Source organism: Oscillatoria sp. CS-180 (genome assembly GCF_028330965.1).
In the GTDB taxonomy this organism is placed as follows: Bacteria; Cyanobacteriota; Cyanobacteriia; order Phormidesmidales; family Phormidesmidaceae; genus Halomicronema.
Genome location: NZ_JAQMUB010000081.1, coordinates 252,226 through 269,079, shown reverse-complemented (window position 1 = coordinate 269,079; position 16,854 = coordinate 252,226). Strand labels below are relative to the sequence as shown.

Annotated in this window: 20 protein-coding genes; 5 read left to right on the top strand and 15 right to left on the bottom strand. The window is 51.4% G+C overall.

The genetic code is table 11. The annotated features are described in order from the left end of the window. The 4 genes from PN498_RS20230 to PN498_RS20215 all read right to left on the bottom strand — a co-directional run. Positions 1-282: two-partner secretion domain-containing protein (locus tag PN498_RS20230; RefSeq protein WP_272065151.1), on the bottom strand; the 282-nt coding region annotated here is incomplete at its 3' end. 105 nt (positions 283-387) lie between these two features. After that, the gene (nrtS, locus tag PN498_RS20225) at positions 388-690 is read right to left on the bottom strand and encodes a nitrate/nitrite transporter NrtS (RefSeq protein ID WP_272065150.1); all 303 of its coding nucleotides are present in this window, start codon (positions 688-690) and stop codon (positions 388-390) included. Between the two features lie 106 nt (positions 691-796). Next, on the bottom strand, positions 797-2,218 hold the full coding sequence (locus tag PN498_RS20220) for a 1-acyl-sn-glycerol-3-phosphate acyltransferase (RefSeq protein WP_272065149.1): 1,422 nt from the start codon (positions 2,216-2,218) through the stop codon (positions 797-799). Then, a complete protein-coding gene (locus PN498_RS20215; protein WP_272065148.1) occupies positions 2,215-3,291 on the bottom strand; it encodes a LapA family protein in 1,077 nt (358 codons plus the stop codon). The genes PN498_RS20220 and PN498_RS20215 overlap by 4 nt, the downstream gene beginning before the upstream one ends. A 376-nt stretch (positions 3,292-3,667) precedes the next feature. On the opposite strand from PN498_RS20215, the gene yqeK reads away from it, so the two are divergent. Both yqeK and rsfS read left to right on the top strand, forming a co-directional pair. Further along, positions 3,668-4,291 (top strand): bis(5'-nucleosyl)-tetraphosphatase (symmetrical) YqeK, encoded by a 624-nt coding sequence (gene yqeK / locus PN498_RS20210; RefSeq protein WP_272065147.1) that lies wholly within the window; start codon positions 3,668-3,670, stop codon positions 4,289-4,291. 62 nt (positions 4,292-4,353) lie between these two features. Further along, complete coding sequence (gene rsfS / locus PN498_RS20205; RefSeq protein ID WP_272065146.1) at positions 4,354-4,779, top strand: ribosome silencing factor; 426 nt, start codon at positions 4,354-4,356, stop codon at positions 4,777-4,779. Positions 4,780-4,878: 99 nt separating this feature from the next. On the opposite strand, the gene PN498_RS20200 is transcribed toward rsfS, so the two are convergent. Further along, positions 4,879-5,130, bottom strand: a complete 252-nt coding sequence (locus tag PN498_RS20200; protein ID WP_272065145.1) for a Uma2 family endonuclease — start codon at positions 5,128-5,130, stop codon at positions 4,879-4,881. Position 5,131: 1 nt separating this feature from the next. Between PN498_RS20200 and PN498_RS20195 the strand changes: the two genes are divergently transcribed. Then, positions 5,132-6,205, top strand: a complete 1,074-nt coding sequence (locus PN498_RS20195) for a threonine aldolase family protein (protein ID WP_272065143.1) — start codon at positions 5,132-5,134, stop codon at positions 6,203-6,205. A 59-nt stretch (positions 6,206-6,264) separates the two neighbouring features. On the opposite strand, the gene PN498_RS20190 is transcribed toward PN498_RS20195, so the two are convergent. The 3 genes from PN498_RS20190 to PN498_RS20180 all read right to left on the bottom strand — a co-directional run bounded on the left by PN498_RS20190 (position 6,265) and on the right by PN498_RS20180 (position 10,047). Continuing rightward, positions 6,265-7,134, bottom strand: a complete 870-nt coding sequence (locus tag PN498_RS20190) for an MBL fold metallo-hydrolase (protein WP_272065142.1) — start codon at positions 7,132-7,134, stop codon at positions 6,265-6,267. 65 nt (positions 7,135-7,199) lie between these two features. Beyond that, positions 7,200-8,726 carry a tetratricopeptide repeat protein gene (locus PN498_RS20185; RefSeq protein WP_272065140.1) on the bottom strand — a complete coding sequence of 509 codons (1,527 nt, stop codon included), beginning with the start codon at positions 8,724-8,726 and terminating at the stop codon, positions 7,200-7,202. Then, positions 8,692-10,047, bottom strand: coding sequence for a P-loop NTPase fold protein (locus PN498_RS20180; RefSeq protein ID WP_272065139.1), 1,356 nt, complete (start codon positions 10,045-10,047; stop codon positions 8,692-8,694). Before PN498_RS20180 ends, PN498_RS20185 begins: the two co-directional genes overlap by 35 nt. A gap of 17 nt (positions 10,048-10,064) precedes the next feature. On the opposite strand from PN498_RS20180, the gene PN498_RS20175 reads away from it, so the two are divergent. Next, the gene (locus PN498_RS20175; protein WP_272065138.1) at positions 10,065-10,208 is read left to right on the top strand and encodes a hypothetical protein; all 144 of its coding nucleotides are present in this window, start codon (positions 10,065-10,067) and stop codon (positions 10,206-10,208) included. A 47-nt stretch (positions 10,209-10,255) separates the two neighbouring features. Here PN498_RS20175 and PN498_RS20170 read toward each other — a convergent pair whose 3' ends face one another. The 7 genes from PN498_RS20170 to PN498_RS20140 form a co-directional block, all read right to left on the bottom strand. After that, on the bottom strand, positions 10,256-10,867 hold the full coding sequence (locus tag PN498_RS20170) for a cupin domain-containing protein (protein WP_272065136.1): 612 nt from the start codon (positions 10,865-10,867) through the stop codon (positions 10,256-10,258). 223 nt (positions 10,868-11,090) lie between these two features. After that, on the bottom strand, positions 11,091-11,468 hold the full coding sequence (locus tag PN498_RS20165) for a NifB/NifX family molybdenum-iron cluster-binding protein (RefSeq protein WP_272065134.1): 378 nt from the start codon (positions 11,466-11,468) through the stop codon (positions 11,091-11,093). 295 nt (positions 11,469-11,763) lie between these two features. After that, a complete protein-coding gene (locus PN498_RS20160; protein ID WP_272065132.1) occupies positions 11,764-12,486 on the bottom strand; it encodes a dienelactone hydrolase family protein in 723 nt (240 codons plus the stop codon). Positions 12,487-12,556: 70 nt separating this feature from the next. After that, positions 12,557-13,375 carry an AraC family transcriptional regulator gene (locus tag PN498_RS20155; RefSeq protein WP_272065131.1) on the bottom strand — a complete coding sequence of 273 codons (819 nt, stop codon included), beginning with the start codon at positions 13,373-13,375 and terminating at the stop codon, positions 12,557-12,559. Positions 13,376-13,788: 413 nt separating this feature from the next. Then, the gene (locus tag PN498_RS20150) at positions 13,789-14,034 is read right to left on the bottom strand and encodes a PIN domain-containing protein (protein WP_272065129.1); all 246 of its coding nucleotides are present in this window, start codon (positions 14,032-14,034) and stop codon (positions 13,789-13,791) included. A gap of 160 nt (positions 14,035-14,194) precedes the next feature. Continuing rightward, the gene (locus PN498_RS20145; protein WP_272065128.1) at positions 14,195-14,455 is read right to left on the bottom strand and encodes a hypothetical protein; all 261 of its coding nucleotides are present in this window, start codon (positions 14,453-14,455) and stop codon (positions 14,195-14,197) included. Between the two features lie 140 nt (positions 14,456-14,595). Next, entirely contained in the window at positions 14,596-15,258 is a 663-nt protein-coding gene (locus PN498_RS20140) for a TonB family protein (RefSeq protein WP_272065126.1), read from the bottom strand. Positions 15,259-15,392: 134 nt separating this feature from the next. Between PN498_RS20140 and gltX the strand changes: the two genes are divergently transcribed. Beyond that, complete coding sequence (gene gltX / locus PN498_RS20135) at positions 15,393-16,844, top strand: glutamate--tRNA ligase (protein ID WP_272065124.1); 1,452 nt, start codon at positions 15,393-15,395, stop codon at positions 16,842-16,844. Positions 16,845-16,854 lie beyond the last annotated feature (10 nt).

Here is a 16,854-nt window from a genome sequence, read left to right as displayed (position 1 = left end):
TCGACTGAGGATGTTGAGGACTGAGGGGTCGGTGATGAAGGTCGCGCTTTCGCCGGTGAGCAGATTGAAGGCTTCGAAGCTGTGGAAGAGGTTTTGCGCATCAGCCGAGGACGTGCCGCCGGTGATGGCGTAGTCGCTGCCATTGGGAGTGACCTGAGTGCCTGTACCGTCTGCTGCGGGGGTGATGCCGTCGGCCCAAGCGGGCATACAGACACTTGCCAGAAGGGTGACCATCGTCGGTGCGATCGCCCATTCACTCAACCTATTGCTCAGTAAACTCACGGGACAACTCTCTGAAATTAGTAGTCAACAGAGCGATGCGCTCGGCTAGTCTTCACGACCGATTTCAATGTTGCCCGAAAATGACTGAACCAAAGGTCGAATACGTTATCGATGTCCGTTTTGTATCAATTCTTTGTCTGACACGGTTAGTGGCATCTGGGTGACTTTTGTGGCAGCCCGTCGCTGCTGAGAGACGTATTGCCCATGAATACTCACTGCATAGGGGACACAGTAGGTTAACACTGCCGAGATCCAGCGCCCCTGAGTCATTTGGCCTTGCACCAGAGCGGCAGCATGATTGATGGTAAATAAAATACTGCCGACGACTAGGGCGACTCTTAGGGCCATGGACATCAGGGTCGGGTTGACCAATGCCGTGAGGTAGCCTTTGAAAAACTGCTTTGTCATAATTCAAGCCAATTTGAAAAGTTTCTTTACAGTCCATCATGGCTTGAAGGGAGGACTCTTGGAGAAGAATTGTTTGGATGGGGATTATTGCTGGCGCGAATGCACCCTACGGAGTGTTGGGTTGGGAAGAGGGGGTTGAGTCGATGAGGGCCTGTACGGATGACTGTAAATCGGCGGTCAGGTCTGAAATAGCTTGGCGACGATTGGCTTTGTAGGCGGGCCAGCGATCGCTCACTGAAAGGGCTTCTCCAACGGATAGACAAGCAATTTGATCGCCTAAAGCAGGCCGAGGAAAAGGATTCTCGCCTTTGATGAGAACAATGGTGTCTCTGAGCAGCAAAAGCGTTTCAGCGAAGCGTTCGACGGTTGGTTTTTCGCTGACGTAGTTGCCGGTGACAGCGACAAAGTTCTCGACTAAGCGCATGTGCCACATTCTTAGTTCGGCTTCTTCAGCAATGCGATCGGCAAGGCCCCGTTCGACTGTGGAAAGCTGATGGTTCGTTCTCAGATCTTCTCGATAGATCCAGTCCCACCCAGCCTGTTCAATTTTGCGGCAGCGATCAATGACAGACCCTTTGGGTTGAATGTGGAAAAACGATTCAGCGGCTTGTAAGGCTGCATTGAGTAAGCGATTCAACCGAAAGCCAAGTTCGGTTGGTTGAGCATCGGGCTGGGCGTCAGGCGGGTCAAACGCAATTTGGAAGAAATCTGAATAGTAAGACTCCATGATTTCCAAGAGCTGATAGCCCAATCTCACTAGCCTTGGATAAAGCGCTTGGGCGATCGCGGCGGGGTCATCCTGAAAGGTTGGATGGGTGGTTGTCTCCGGGGTGATGCCGACTTCCTGCTCTAGCGCTGTCATCAGGGTTGCTAAAGCGGGCCACGGAGCATCTCGATAGCGATATTGGATACCCAACGGCACAATGAAAACCTGCTCAGGGCGGTCAGCTTTGCGGAGATCATCCACGCACCAAAAGCCGAATTGGGCGATTCCTGGCTCAAAGGGACTGATAATGCCGGTATGACCATTGTTCGCCCCTTCTGGAGCAGCTGCCATGGGAAATTGACCGTTGGCAAACAAATGGCGGGCCGATTTGAGGCCTTGACGATCAACTTTGCCACGCTGAATAGACGTGCCGCCTAAGTGTGAATAGAACCAACCGACCCATTTTCCAGCCCAAAGGGGAATGCCGCGATCGTAAATAAAGTGGACGTGGGGCACTTGCGAAAACGGCTGTCCTAACCGATGAGCTGTTTTGGGCAACTCGTTCCACAGCAGGTTCATCAAACAGTAAGCATCATTAGGACTGGGGTGCCGAAAGGCAATCAAAAAACGAGCTTTACCCGCATGAAACTGATGGAATAGATCGACCAGGATTTCCGCGCCCTGGATGTTGAGCTGTTGCACGCTACTCCGCCAATGCATCCATGTCGGCAACAAAGTTTTGGTTAACCACAGCACTTTGGCATCGAATGCAGGTGGCAGAAAATCGAGAGGCGGCTGGGCGTGACGGAGAGTGTTAGTCATCGACGTTGGTCACCAATATCGCTCAAATCGAGGGGGCCAAAATCGTCGTCTTCATTGGCTGTTGGGTTCATCTCATCACCCGGATTGGCGGCAGACAGATCTTGAATACGCTGCTGATAGTCTGCTTCCATCGTTTGCATCTGGCGTTGAAACTGATCTTGCCGCTCGTCCAGCTGATCTGAAAGCCGCTGCTCGTATTCCTCACGGACCCCAGCGATCGCCTCTTGAATCCGAGCTTCCATTTCGTCCTGGGTGTAGTTTGCAGTTGTATCCTCGGATGCAGCTCCTGACAGCTTTGCGGGAGGCATGGTCATTGTTGTTTCGTCACCCGTGCCCATGATTGAACTCGGAGTCGTTATGTCTGGCTCCTCAGTGATCAAGTCAGATAGGGAAGCAGGCGCTGGACGATTCCGATATTCCTCCTCAAGCCTAGCGGTCTCTTCGGCTAGCTGCTGCTCATAGGCTTTAGATTTGGCAGAAAGCCGGATCTCATATTCTTTTTTAATGTCTTCTCGAACAGCTTTGGCGTGCGCAGCAAGCTGTTTCTCATAGGCTGACTGGAGTTTCTGAACGGCTTCTTTGAGACGAGCCTCGTACTGCTTTTTGAAATGTAAGATTTGCGGATGCGTCAAGGCGCGATCGCGATCGTCTGGCAAGGGTTCAATTTCACCCCGGCGCGGCACTGGGGTTGGAGAAATCTTGACAATGGGGTCCGTATGAACAACACGTTGAGGTTCAGGTGGCGGCGGCGGCGGTGATATCTCTCCCTGCTGCAACACCCGAAACCGAGTCTCATACACTTGCTCCATCTCGATCGCTTTTTGTGAAAGCTGATCTTGATAGTGTTCAATGGTTTCAGCTAGCTCGGCTTCATACTCTTGGCGCAGCTGAGTTGTTGTTTCGCGCAGCCGCAGCTCGTGGGATTGTTCGATTTCTTCAAGACGGCGCTGGCTGATTTTGAGCGCTTTTGCCTGTCGTCTCATGCGGCCTTGCATTAAGGAGTAGCACACCAAGATGCCCACCAAAAAGGCAATGAGGAGCGCGATGATAATGCCTTGAATCGAAGAAGTCATGGGTCTTGCTCAAATAGGCTTCACAGTCGTCTGCTTTGACCACACAGTCGCTGAGGGTCGCTTTATGCGTCTGCAACTTATGGTAACGGGCGAGGCCTGGCACACTTCAGAAGACGCAAAATCCCTGTGTTGAGAAGCAAAAGAATGAGCATCATCATACACGCTGGTTTCAAGAACGCATCGTTTCGGTAAGGCTTTTTTGCGATCGCCCCATCGAAATACGTTTTTGGGGAGACAATCTGTGTCGATTGCCAGACTGCCTAGGCGTAATTTCTCCCCGTCGGCGTAGATGCAAACTCAAATTTTAGCCCTGTAGAATAGAGAAAAGAATTTTGGCTGATTTAGAGTTTAGAGTGATCCCTATCGCAAATTGCTTATGACAACATCGTTGTTGATGTCCGATACTCTGCGTGAAGATGTTTTGCAATGGTTGAAGCAGGAGGTTCCTGAAAAACGATTGCGTCACATTTTGAGAGTAGAGGAGATGGCGATCGCCCTAGCACAGCATCATGGTTTGTCTGTTGCTCTCGTGCAGCAGGCAGGACTCATGCATGACCTGGCGAAGTGTTTTCCGCCCAAACAGCTTTTGGCTGTTGCCGAGGCGGAAGGATGGACGCTAGATCCAGCTGAAGTTGCTTGCCCGCACCTGCTCCATGCCCCCGTTGGTGCCGTTGTTGCCAGAGACACCTTTGGCGTCTCAGACGAACGGGTGTTAAAGGCGATCTCGAATCACACGCTTGGTAGTCCAGACATGGACGCTATCAGCTGCGTCGTGTATTTGGCTGATGCGCTAGAGCCAGGTCGGGGAGACACGTTGAAGCTACAGCGCTTAAGAGACCAGAGTTATCGCAACTTGCAGGGAGCCGTTTATGAGACCTGTGTTTTTTCCTTACAACATCTTCTGGAAAATAGACGTCCCATCCATCCCCGCACTATCCTGACCCATAACGGGTTTTTGAATGCTCGCCATTGCCAGCATTCTGTTGACTCGGCTGCTTAGGCTAACCCTAGGGAATTTTCCCTTCGCAGAAACCCTGTTGAATTGAGGACATTCGCCTTCACATGTCAAATTACCAAAACTCCGTCACCCACCTACAGTCTCCTTCTGAGCCAACAACCCTCCACACATCCGAAGATATTGCGCTGGACCTCGCCCTTGCGATCGCTCAAGCCGCTGATGAGCGTAAAGGAGGCGATATTCGGATTTTGAAAGTCTCTGACGTTTCCTACATTGCAGACTATTTCGTCATTGTGACGGGTTTCTCTTCAGCTCAAGTCCGGGCGATCGCTCGTAACGTGACCGATATTGCTTCTGAGGCATTCAATCGCGATCCGCTGCGGACAGAAGGTCAAATAGAAGGGAGTTGGGTGCTACAGGACTATGGTGAAGTTATTGTTCACATCTTTCTGCCCGATGCCCGTGAATACTATGGCCTTGAAGCTTTTTGGGGCCATGCGGAAGAAGTGCCCTTCGACTCAAAGGAGTAATTGAGCGTCAGGTTAGCCTGAGAATTTTTGGCGGGCGGGAGTTCAGGAGTCAGAGTGTAAAAGCGTCTGACTCTTGGCCAGCTCCCTATGCTTTGACCTCTATGGTTTCAGTGTCTCCATCAGCCAGCGTATAAGAGCAACGTCGTCCTCCGTTTGCGATCGCTCCAATGCTTCCTCCACAAAGGACAATTTCAATCCTGGCAGGACTTCTGATGTTTGGATTTGACCGCTGCGTCCGTCGGCGATGGAGAAGGCAAACAATCGTTTTGCTGCCACGTTAACGACCCAATAGTCTTGATTGCCAAATTGCTCATAGAGCAACCGTTTCGACCCTAAATTATCTTCTCTCACTATGATTGATCTTCGCAGTGATACGGTGACTCAACCCACGCCAGAGATGCGCCAGGCGATCGCCCAGGCCCCTGTTGGTGACGATGTGTTAGGCGATGACCCCACTGTTAATGAACTGGAAGCAACCGTCGCCGCGCTGCTGGGTAAAGAAGCCGCTGTCTACATGCCCTCGGGCACGATGACGAATCAGGTTGCCCTGCGCGTGCATACGGAGCCCGGCGACGAAATCATCCTAGAAAGCCAGGCCCACATTTATTTTTATGAGGGGGGCGCACCCGCTGCCCTATCTGGCGTGATGTGTCGGCTTATTCAGGGAACGCGCGGCATTTTCACGGCAGCTGACCTGCAAGCAGAACTGCGGCCATTCAATGACCACTATCCCCGCACAACATTGGTCTGCCTGGAGAATACGCATAACCGGGGCGGCGGCAGCATTTTTCCGCTTCAGACCATTCAGGAAATTGCAGCGGTTTGTCGAGATAACGACCTGCGACTGCATCTCGACGGTGCTCGGTTCTGGAATGCCTGCGTTGCTACGGGCCTCTCGCCAGCAGAATACGCGGCTCCCTTCGACACCGTTAGCGTCTGCTTTTCCAAAGGACTGGGTGCGCCAGTGGGCTCTGCTCTCGTTGCTTCTCAGGAACTGGTGCAGCGAGCGCGACGGTTTCGCAAAATGTTTGGCGGCGGCATGAGACAAGCGGGTATTATTGCCGCTGGAGCGCTTTATGCCGTGAACCACCACCGCGATCGCCTCGCCGACGACCACGCCAACGCCCAACGCCTCGCCCACGGCCTCCAGCACATTGACGGTATCTCCATCAACCTAGCGGACGTCCAGACCAACCTCGTTTACTTCCACACCCCCAACACAGTGCCCGCAACAACTTTCGCTCAACAGCTTGCTGAGCAGGGCGTTGGCGTGCTACCCACCGCCGCAAACACGCTCCGCGCAGTCACTAACCTGATGGTGAATCAGGCGGACATTGATCTGGCCCTAGAGACAATTGAACAAGTTATGGGGCAGACGCGATCACCCTCCCCGATTTCCCCAGAGCCTACGGTCTCTCGCTATTAGCCGATAGGACCGTGACCTGTTTGTTGCCGCACGGACTTAGTGTCTACTCCTGGACCGATTTACGCCTTCATCCAATCCAAACACTTCCGCATCTGTTCCCGCATCCTCTCCTGATCCGCATGGTGGCGACGACCGTGACCCGGCAGCACCCATTCAAAATCATATTCCGCCAGTTTCTTCATGGACTGAACGAGCTGCGGCCAAGAATACCAGCAGTGGTTGCGAAAGGCGTAGAGTTGGTGCAGTCGCTCTGACCAGGCAAGGTGATCTCCTGTGAAGAGAACACGATCACGATAGAGCAGCACGGTGTGTCCCTTCGTATGTCCCGGCACCGGAATGATTTTTACGTCTGGAGCCAACTGAATCGGGTCAGTGCCCCGGAGCGGAATTTCAATAGCGGCGGTGCTAGCTGTAATGTCGTCTTCGTGGAGGAGGCGATCGCAGCCGAAGCGATCGTGAAACTGCTGATGGTCGGCAACATCGTCTCGGTGAGTCAAATACAGGTAGCGAACGCCGCCTAGCGCGTCTAGCTGCTTCACCAAAGGAGCCGCAAATCGAGGAGAATCGATCAAAATGTTGCCCTCAGGCCGCTGGATGAAGTAGCTTGCCGCGCCGAAGGACTTTTCGGAATGGTAGCCGCAGTGATAGACCTTGTCTGTGATGGGAATGGGGAAACTGGCCTGCGCCACCTTCATATCGCGAGGCGGTTCAACGGTGCCAATGGAAGCCGTTGGGCAGGACAGCACCGCCTGCAATGCTGCCAACCGCTCCGCCTCCGTCTCCGGCTGCTGCCACACAATAGACTGTCCGTCTTCACGGGAAAATACGTCGGGCACCATCCAGCGACAGGTATCGCAGTCAATACAGGAACTGTCGACATAAATGTCGCCGTCCACGTTCTGAGGCCGCCGCGCTTTGAGATGAGCCATAATTGTCACCTACCCATTGTTCTATAGATCTGAGTCTATCGCTGTGGTAAGCGATCGTGGGAAGCTCATCGTATCAGCCACCCAAAAAGAAGGGCGATCGCAACACCAAGCAGTATCCAGGTAATGAATTTGGACACAAGCATTGATGCTGTTTCCTTATGGCTCTCAAGCTCCCTAATCTCTTGCAAGGCAGCCTCATAGAAAAATTCAAACTCAGTGTCCCGAGCCAGTTCGGCAGCGCATTGCAAAGCCTTTAAAGCATCCTGCTGCTGACCCAGTCGAAGGTGAGCTGGAGAGACAAATTTCAGCAAATTACGGCACTGACTGTAGCGATCGCCAATAGCCTCATAAAGCGACTGGGCTTGTTGCAAAAGCCGTAACGATTCTTCTAGATTGTCCTGCATTTTGCCCAGTTCTTGAATGACGTTGGCTTCGCCGAGTCGAGCCCCGGTGGCTTGGTAGAGTTCGAGGGCTTGGTCATAGTGCTGGAGGGCCTCAGAGCGACGGTCAAGGAATTGGAGGACATCGCCTTTGGCTTTTAGCGTGTTGGCTTCGCCGAGTCGAGCTCCGGTGGCTTGGTAGAGTTCGAGGGCTTGGTCATAGTGCTGGAGGGCCTCAGAGCGACGGTCAAGGAATTGGAGGACATCGCCTTTGGCTATGAGCGTGTTGGCTTCGCCGAGTCGATCCCCGGCGGCTTGGTAGAGGTGTAGGGCTTGGTCAAATCGAACGGAGGCCTTACTGTGATTGTCTCGTAGACGATGAACCTGCCCCAAACCAAAAAGCGCATTGGCCTGATGCTCTAAATCGGCGTCGGTCTTAGCCCACTCCCAGGCGCTGTGGTAGTGTCGCCGGGCCTGGTCTAGCTCAGAGAGACTGCGGTAAGCGTCTCCCAGCTCTAGCGCTAGGGCGATGCAAAGGGGTTGTGGGTGGGTGGGTGGGTTCCCAGTCTGAATAGATTCACTTAGCAGTTGTTCTAGCTGTTCAATGCGGGCCTGTTTGGCCGGTAAGCTGTCAGTCGGCAGGTCACGACTTGCCTGTCCCATCTGAGTTTGGCTGGTTTCTATCCGCTGGCGCGTAGTGCGAAATCGAAAGAGCCCCGATTTCCAGGTCCAGAAATCTTTAGCATAGTGAGCGAGGCGGGTGACCCCATAATCGGGCAAAAACAAAACTATCGGATGGGGCACTTGGGCGGCCAGCAAATCTCGACTGTAATTGAGGTCTGCCAAAAATTGTGAATAGTTGCCCTTCACCCCGATCGCAGTCGACAGTCCCCGGATCAGCAATACCCGCTTGCGCTCTGGCTGCATCGGAGTGTCTGCCAATCTGGCGTTCACCTCGTTGAGCAATGAGAAAGATGCTGCCTCGCTAAAATCCATCTCCATAAACTGGATGCTTTGAGCCATCTTATGCGTCTCAAGAGCCTGGATAATCAAGTCTCCATCAGCCTCAAAGTTTAGCTCTGCGATCGCCAGCGTAAATCCCTCAGCGACTCTGGCAAAGGTAACCAGTTCTCGGAAAGCATCCAGATTCAACCCCAAAAACTCGACCGAGTTCTCGTTAGACTGGCTCGGAGGTGTCGGAGGATGAGGCATATTCGGTGAGGGCGCGTTGGAAGGGTTCACTGTCCAGAATGACGGGATTGGGATAGAGCCATCGACTACCACTCCCCTCGTATTCTAAGATAGCGGTGCTAAAGAGCAGATCACGCCCAATATCTTTATCTGAGAGTTCTTTTTTGACGGCAACATGGGCCAACTCTTGGTAGGGGTTAGGATACGCAGAAACTGTCCGCTCGAAGCTGCTGCGTTCTTGATTGATCGCATGGGTGACATCAGCGGCTTCCAGGCGAGTATGCCCTCGACCAATGGCGGTCAACAGAGCCTGTCGAGTGATACGCATCATCTGGCGCAGGTGACCGCCACTCATCTGGGCCAGCGTCAGCAGCAGGTCTCGCTCTGCGAACACCGCATCAATCTCAACCCGGTTTTCGATTAAATTCGCCATTTGGTTCAGGCCATCTTCGTCGTAGGCTAGTTCAGTCGCCTCTCGGTTGAACTGATAAACGGTGATCATCGGCATAATGTGAGGATTTTCGAAAATGCTGCCCAACTTACGCCGCGAGTACAAGATGGCAATGGGAACCGTATAGATAATGGTGCAGCACAGTTCTTTGATCTGAGCGGCGTAGTCAATAAATAAGCGAGTGGCTACATCGGGCGGGCATTTATCCAAGCCGTCCAAAATCAGCAAAAATCCCTTCTTCTCCGGAAACTGTTTACACAGCTTCTGGGCACCATCTTCGAGCAGCAGATTAATATCCGTTCTCAGCCGAGACACTTCTCGGGCTAGCGTTTGACGAATGGTGACTTTGTCTTTCGTGCCCGCCTTAATTTGCGCCATCAACTTGACCAAAAATTTTGCCAGAAAGGGCGCTTCTGGCCCGAGCGAGGCTTCAGCATTCACGTTGACTGAGCGCTCGACGGTTTGTTCAGTTTCTTGGGTAATGTCTTTGAACCAGTCCTCAAAGCTAGCCAGTAAGTCATTGTCAAACCGTATGCCTGCCTGCCTGAGGGCAAACTCGACCTGCTTGATAATCACAAGATATAAATCGGTGTATTCCAGATCGCTAGCGTCAATTTCCTCGTCTACCTGTAGCGGAACCACGAGATATTGGTCTTGCCAATGGTCAGCAATGCGGTTCAATTCTGAGGTTTTGCCACACCCGACATGTCCCGTGAACAGAAAACTGTCAAAGTCCCCTGGCCGTTGAAGCCGTAACAGCGAGTGTATGCTCAAAACAGCGTCCTGCCGCGCTTTGAACGGCACATAATAGTCGAGCTGGGACGCTTCTAGGGGTTTAACGTCGCAGACGCGATAAGCGTCTTCGAGGGTGCGAGCTTTAGACGTTGCCATATTGGAGCAGACAGGAAATGGATGCCTCTATTAAATCGAATAAATCGTCATCTGAGTGGACAATGCGCTTTCGCTGCGACGGTGTGAGCTGGTTTTGGGGTCTGCGCGATCGCGATCGCCCACCTCATTGGACTTTCAGCATTCAGAGAAGCCCTGAATAATCATCAATGTCCTGTGGGGGCGATCTCCGTTGCGGCGTACTCATGCGCTAAAAGTTTTTGGCTTGATGGGTTTTGATATCAAACTCAAAGCGAGCCTTGCTATGGGTTTCACCGTAGATATTAAACGTGACCAAAGGCGTATCCCCAACGGCCTTGACGCAATGAATTGCACCAGGGGAAAAGCTAATAACATCCCCAGGGCGCAAAACTTTTTCCTCCACAGGCATCACTTTATCTTTGAATTCTGGCGTGGGTGTGTGTTGCCAGAAGGTATTTTTCTCCTGTCCCTTCAGCAGAGTGACCACTCCCCAAGTGCCATGATTATGAACAGGGGAGGCAACTCCAGGGGGATAGGTATTGGTTTGCACCGTCAAGGGATACCCAATTTCGTCATAAAGCGTTTGAACGGCAATATCGTCTAAGGTGCTGAGTTCAGGGTGCTGCATCTGTAACCAATAAGAGTTCAGGGCCAATTTGCGGACCAGATGTCGAATGGCGGACAGGCAGTCATCCTCATGGGCTGTTTCTTTGAGAACATCCTCTACCTGTGTCAGAAAACGATGAAAGTGGTAAGGCGTTTCCAGTAGAGTCCAGTCACGAGGAGGGGTACAGGCTCGAACCTGTCCATCGTCGCTCGCCATCCAATCTTGTCCCTGCATCACATGTTTACCTCAGGCAATTGCCCTCAAAAGCATCGTTAGCTTACGGCCAGTCATCATACCCATCAGTATTGATTTCTCAGATGTCCGGACTTGCCTAAGGAGCGGGAACTTATTTAAGTATCAACTTTGAGCTTTGGATTCGCTGATAACTCAATCATTCAAAACTCAAAACTGAGAACTTGAAATTCATTTATTCCTAATCTTCCAGACTGTTTCTCGTTTAGGTATGGAGGCAGGGCTGGTTTTCATGCGGCAAACCTGCGGCTAAATCTCCTTTCCAATAGGCTTCAACAGCCTGATCTGGATTTGCCTCAATGGTTGTTAGCAGTTCTGTATTGCGCTGTTGTAGCCTTCGCCGAACCCCTTCACCTGCAGAAGCCGCGATGGCCACATCCACAAAATGTAGGGGGTGGCGTTCACCGTCTCCTCGGACATGCCATTCGTGGAGGCAACCGATATCCGTTAAATTCAGTGTCCACGTTAAGCTTGCATTGATTTCATCAGCAACCACATAAACCCTCCATTGCAGTGCTCTGCCTGCATGAGGAGCAATATTGCCATCGTTTGCGATCGCTACCGCCACCAATTTTTCAGTCATTGGCCAAAGTCTCCACAGAAGCGCAATATCCTAAACCCAGAACCTTTACAAAATTTGCGGCCAGTTTTTCGGGTCTGGCGACTTATCAGATTGAGTCAAGACAGGCAAATTATAGGAGGTGGTGATTGTGAGTTGCGGGTGCTATTTAAGCGTGTACTCAAAGGCTAGAAGTAGCCGCCGATCACCCCTTGCAAAATCGTTCGGACTGATGGACGAGTATTTTCGCTAACAGCTTGGGTTCAGGTTTACGCGCTGCCCAACTGTAGCCCAAGGCAGGAATGCAGCAGTCTTTCAACTAGAAAACGTCAGCAAAAAAATTACGCATGGATTGCCATGCTCGTCGAGCTGCTGCTTCGTGATACTGAAGGCCCTTTTCTGGCATATTTGCGCCTTCAAAGGTAAAGGCGTGGACTGCGCCACCATGAATGTGTGCCTGCCAATCAGCCTGACGCTCATCCATCTCACGGGCAAATGCTAAGTAATCATCTGGCGGAACTAAAGGATCATCCCAGCCATGTTCGATGAGAATACTGGCCTCTATTGGCTTTGTATCCTTCAGTTCGCCGCCAGTGAGACCGCCATGAAAACTAACAACACCCTTCAGGTGTTTTGGCACTGACCTTGCCAAATCGAGCACACACGAACCACCAAAACAGTACCCGATCGCACCCATTCGAGTTGCATCTACTGTTTCTATTTCTCCAATGGCTGCATAGCCCGCCCGCAAGCGATTACGCAAAATACCTCGATCCTCCAGGAGAGGATTCATGAGGCGTGAATTGTCACCCATGGGATTGCCTCGCATTCCCTGGCCGTAGACATCAACGGCAACGGCAACATAGCCTAATTGCGCTACCTGCCGAGCGATCTTCTCGATGGGGGCATTCAAACCGTCCCAGGCGTGAGCGACGAAAATGGCTGGAAGTGCCTGCGTCACTCTTTCGGGTTGTGCGATATAGAGATCGAATTCCATCCCTTCTAATTTGTATGTCGCCGCAGTTATGGATATTGAGTTCACTGTCAGTTTCCAAAAGTAACGCTACGAGCGTAGAGCTTTCAGCGTTGACTGTATTGAACGTTTGCGACATCTACAGGTAGAAGAGGGTCGGATCCAGGCTGACTCGTTTGGCTGAAGCGGCAAAGGCTTGAGCCAGCACCGATCTGTTCTCAGTGCAATATCGGCTAGGCGTTCGGTTCAAATATTGACGCCATGCGCGGATTTCGTGAGCTTGATCGGCAAATTCTGACGGGGGGAGCTGGGATGTAGTCTCGACATTAGCTCTGATACTTCGTTGCAATCGATGCAAATTCATCACCTGTTTTGGGCTTACACCAAGATGGCGTTGAAATTCACGCTGTAGGGTTCTTGGCGTTATTCCGAGTTGCTCACATGCTGTGTCGATGCGCTGGTTGGACGTCAATACCTCGTGTAGCTGCAACCGGCGCTTTCTCACATCAGTCGGTGCTGCGCTGAGCAGGGTTAGGAGCCATTCATCCATAGCGCTTTTCATCGCGTCGAGTCGCCCTAGGTGGGGAAGGCAGCGCCAAAATGCCTCTGTCTTTCGCTCACCCCACAAACCGGCAACATCCAGTAGGTTATCAGCAGAATCTTGACCAATCTCTGGAAACAAAATCATCATGCCGGGGACGGTCAGTATGGCCATGACGAACAACGTCTCTGATTGGGGTAGCCATTGACGAGTGTGCGTTTGCACCCCTAGCAAACCAACCTTAGGGTGAATGCCGCCCGACTCGTGGTGCGATCGCTTCCCGAAGTTTGCGCTTAATATACCAATGGGTTCAGGGCAGGTCCAAACGGGTAGGCCTGCAAATTCTCCTAGCTTGTCTTCAACCAGCCTATAACTCAGCACATAGGGCCGAAGGTGTGGATGCGGTTCAATCGCCACTATACGCAATTGTGTGCTCCAAACAAAATAGAAATGCCGACAGTCCCCAGGGTTCATATTCGGCATTGTATAGCGCGAGTTATTAAGTAGCCTGCTAATTTTGAAATTGTGAGTGAGTTATCCCTGTGCGTGTCGAGATAGTCAATACGTTGTTCTTCTCTCGGTTCAGCAAATAGCGTAATTCGCCCCCTAAATCCCCCAGGGCTGGTAGGGCGAATTCTTTGTGTGTAGAAAAAACATGAAGTAGCAGCCGATCACCCCTTACAAAATCGTTCGGACTGATGGACGAGTATTTTCGCTAACAGCTTGGGGTCAAGGGTGCGATCGCTGCCCAACGACTTGTCAGAGCACAGCATTCCGGGTATAGCCATTGCCAGTTCTGTTAGAACAAGATACCTAAAGCATCTTCATGACTAGACTTGAACAATATCAAAAGTCTCCTGATTTCTGATGCGGTAGAACAGGAAGTCTGAATCGAGAGTAAGGATTCGTCGAGAACCTGTATTCTCAGCCACAAGAACCAATGATGCATCAGCCAAGTCCATTGGGCGATCTTGATATTTCTCCATCAATTCCAATAAACGGACGTAATCCCTCTCTTGGATTTCGTAAACTGTCAACAGCTCGTCCAAAAGCAGTTTTCCTAGCTGTTTTTGCATCTTCCACCCGCCTCGATGAAGAGCCAGATACATCGCTTCCGTCAAAAGGACCAAGTTGTGAGAAGAGGTGAAGCAAGCTGCATCAAGGTATTTCGGTAAGCTTCGTGTTTAGGCTGAGTGCGATCAACTAGACACAGTAGGACTCCTGCATCACAAAGAATCAAAGCTCTAACCCCTGCTGTCGATACTTAGACAACAGATGCTGTTGATAGTTGCCAACTGAGTTTATTGAAGTCACTTCTAGATGGTCAACAGATTCAAACCAGTTTGCCCACGCTTTAGCACGTTCACCTTCATTCTCATCACCGATGGTGCTGTGTTGCTGTCGATACATCAAAAGGTCAATAAAATTGCTGACTTTTTGAAGCTGAAAATTAGGCAGTTGCTGTAATTTAGCAATGGCAGTTTCAAGCATTGTCATAGTAGTAACCACCTCCAAAAGCCTTTATGACTTTCTCCAGTTTGTTTGATTTTAAGAGCATTACCCGCTGCCTAGTGCAAAATGCTGAACAACGATCTAAATCTCTTGTGCAGTGGTCAAAACGGCCCTGGGATTGATCTTCATTGAATCACAAACACAATATCGAGTAGGACGCTACCGCCTTGGTCGTTGAAGTTCTGATGTAGATCAAATTCATAGCTTGAGACGGCCTCTAATGCTGCTTGATCAAGCATGGCATTGCCGCTGGATTGATTGATAGAGGCCCCCGTCACGTAACCCTCGGCATCAAACTCGACCCTTAGAAGAACAGTTCCTTCGATGCGATTGTCTAGAGCTGACTCGGGATAATCGGGACGTGGACAATATCGACAGCTGACTGATCTTTCCGGTGTGACCGTCAGGACAATCCTAGTCTCCTCTTGGCTGATCTCTACGGTTGGCTCACCAGCACTACCGACAATCCGAATGCGTACGCTGTTCGTGTCAAGTGGCTCAATGGAAATCAGTCTGATGCCGTGGATGGGGTCAGATTGAAAGGCATCAAGCCCTTCGCTTAACTGTGTAACAAGCAAATCCAAAGTCGCTTTGTTCCCAACATAGGTTTGCAGGATTGTCGCCTGGTCTGCATTGGTCGCCTCTAGATGAATGACGAGGTTGTGGTCACTGGGTATGACGTTGATGCGGGTAATCTGCCTGATTTGAGCACGAGCAGGTGATATCAGAATCGTGTTGAAAGCCGCGATCGCCCCTACGATCCCTAACAATGAAAATCGTTGTCTCATGTCTATCCTTCGGAAAGTCACCATAGTGTCACTATCCTTCCTCCTGTCATTCTGGGGTGAGATAAGCGAAACTCAAGCCTAAGAACCGACATCCCCTCCTAGAATGAAGACTGACCCCTTTTCACCATAACGTCATGTCTGTTCGCGTTCGTATCGCGCCAAGTCCCACGGGAAATCTACACATCGGCACTGCCCGGACGGCTGTTTTTAACTGGCTATTTGCTCGTCGTCACGGCGGGCAGTTTATTCTGCGGGTCGAAGATACCGACACAGAGCGATCGCGATCCGAATTCACCGATAACATCACGACTGGTCTTCAATGGTTGGGCCTGACTTGGGACGAAGGTCCCTTCTTTCAGTCGCAGCGGTTAGATCTGTATCGTCAGGCCATTCAAACCCTACTAGATCAAGGATTGGCGTATCGTGCTTATGATACGCCTGAAGAATTGGACGCCATGCGGACAGCGCAAAAGGCAAAGAATCAGGCTCCCCGCTATGACAACCGCCACCGCGACCTGACGGAGGAACAGCAAAAAGCCTACGAAGCCGAAGGTCGGCAGGCGGTGATTCGGTTTAAAATTGACGATGATCGCGTCATTCAGTGGAAAGACCTTGTGCGGGGCAACATGACCTGGCAGGGCAGTGACCTGGGTGGCGATATGGTGGTTGCTAGAGCGTCTTCCGTTGCCGAGATTGGACAACCGCTGTACAACCTGGCGGTTGTGGTAGACGATATGGACATGGGTATCACTCACGTCATTCGAGGTGAGGACCACATTGCCAATACGGCTAAGCAAATCTTGCTGTACGAAGCACTTGGCGGCACCGTTCCTGAATTTGCCCATACGCCGCTAATCCTCAATCAATCGGGACAAAAGCTCTCTAAGCGAGACGGCGTTACCTCCATCTCAGATTTTCAAAAAATGGGCTTTACTGCTGAGGCCTTAGTCAACTACATGACGTTGTTGGGCTGGTCTGCTCCTGACAGCGAAGAAGTCTTCACGCTGGAAGATGCCGCTAAGACGTTCAGTTTTGATCGTGTCAACAAGGCTGGAGCCAAATTCGACTGGGACAAGCTGGACTGGCTCAACAGCCAATACCTGCACGACATTCCTGCTGCTGAATTAGTGGAGATGCTGATTCCCTATTGGCAAGAGGCTAGCTATGCCTTCAATCCGGATGCTGATCAGGACTGGCTGACGGCTCTCGCGGGTCTGCTTGGCCCTAGCCTGACGCGGTTGCCCGATGCTGTGGAACAGGGACATTTTTTCTTCAGCGAACTCATGGAGTATTCTGAGGCCGCTACCCAGCAGCTGCATCAATCAGGCGTTGCTGACCTGCTACAAGCCACTTTAGAGAAGCTACAGGCAGACACTGTTTTGGATTCTCCAGCATCCGGCAAATCTTTAGTGAATGAGATCGTCAAGGCTCAGGGCATTAAAAAGGGACTGATGATGAAATCTATGCGAGCTGCGCTAATGGGCGATATGCAGGGGCCTGACCTAATGGAGTCCTGGCTCATTCTGCACCGGCGGCAGTTTGATATACCGCGCATTACTCAGGCGCTAGAGTTGGCTAAAGGATGACACAACTGAT

Bases quoted from the DNA above. Each gene is read 5' to 3' on its own strand.
- yqeK (WP_272065147.1), top strand. From the start codon at position 3,668: ATGACAACATCGTTGTTGATGTCCGATACTCTGCGTGAAGATGTTTTG.
- PN498_RS20180 (WP_272065139.1), bottom strand. From the start codon at position 10,047: ATGGCAACGTCTAAAGCTCGCACCCTCGAAGACGCTTATCGCGTCTGC.
- PN498_RS20165 (WP_272065134.1), bottom strand. From the start codon at position 11,468: ATGACTGAAAAATTGGTGGCGGTAGCGATCGCAAACGATGGCAATATT.
- PN498_RS20190 (WP_272065142.1), bottom strand. From the start codon at position 7,134: ATGGCTCATCTCAAAGCGCGGCGGCCTCAGAACGTGGACGGCGACATT.
- PN498_RS20185 (WP_272065140.1), bottom strand. From the start codon at position 8,726: ATGCCTCATCCTCCGACACCTCCGAGCCAGTCTAACGAGAACTCGGTC.
- PN498_RS20175 (WP_272065138.1), top strand. From the start codon at position 10,065: ATGGATGCCTCTATTAAATCGAATAAATCGTCATCTGAGTGGACAATG.
- gltX (WP_272065124.1), top strand. From the start codon at position 15,393: ATGTCTGTTCGCGTTCGTATCGCGCCAAGTCCCACGGGAAATCTACAC.
- PN498_RS20215 (WP_272065148.1), bottom strand. From the start codon at position 3,291: ATGACTTCTTCGATTCAAGGCATTATCATCGCGCTCCTCATTGCCTTT.
- PN498_RS20145 (WP_272065128.1), bottom strand. From the start codon at position 14,455: ATGACAATGCTTGAAACTGCCATTGCTAAATTACAGCAACTGCCTAAT.
- PN498_RS20220 (WP_272065149.1), bottom strand. From the start codon at position 2,218: ATGACTAACACTCTCCGTCACGCCCAGCCGCCTCTCGATTTTCTGCCA.
- PN498_RS20195 (WP_272065143.1), top strand. From the start codon at position 5,132: ATGATTGATCTTCGCAGTGATACGGTGACTCAACCCACGCCAGAGATG.
- PN498_RS20140 (WP_272065126.1), bottom strand. From the start codon at position 15,258: ATGAGACAACGATTTTCATTGTTAGGGATCGTAGGGGCGATCGCGGCT.
- rsfS (WP_272065146.1), top strand. From the start codon at position 4,354: ATGTCAAATTACCAAAACTCCGTCACCCACCTACAGTCTCCTTCTGAG.
- PN498_RS20150 (WP_272065129.1), bottom strand. From the start codon at position 14,034: ATGCAAAAACAGCTAGGAAAACTGCTTTTGGACGAGCTGTTGACAGTT.
- nrtS (WP_272065150.1), bottom strand. From the start codon at position 690: ATGACAAAGCAGTTTTTCAAAGGCTACCTCACGGCATTGGTCAACCCG.
- PN498_RS20170 (WP_272065136.1), bottom strand. From the start codon at position 10,867: ATGCAGGGACAAGATTGGATGGCGAGCGACGATGGACAGGTTCGAGCC.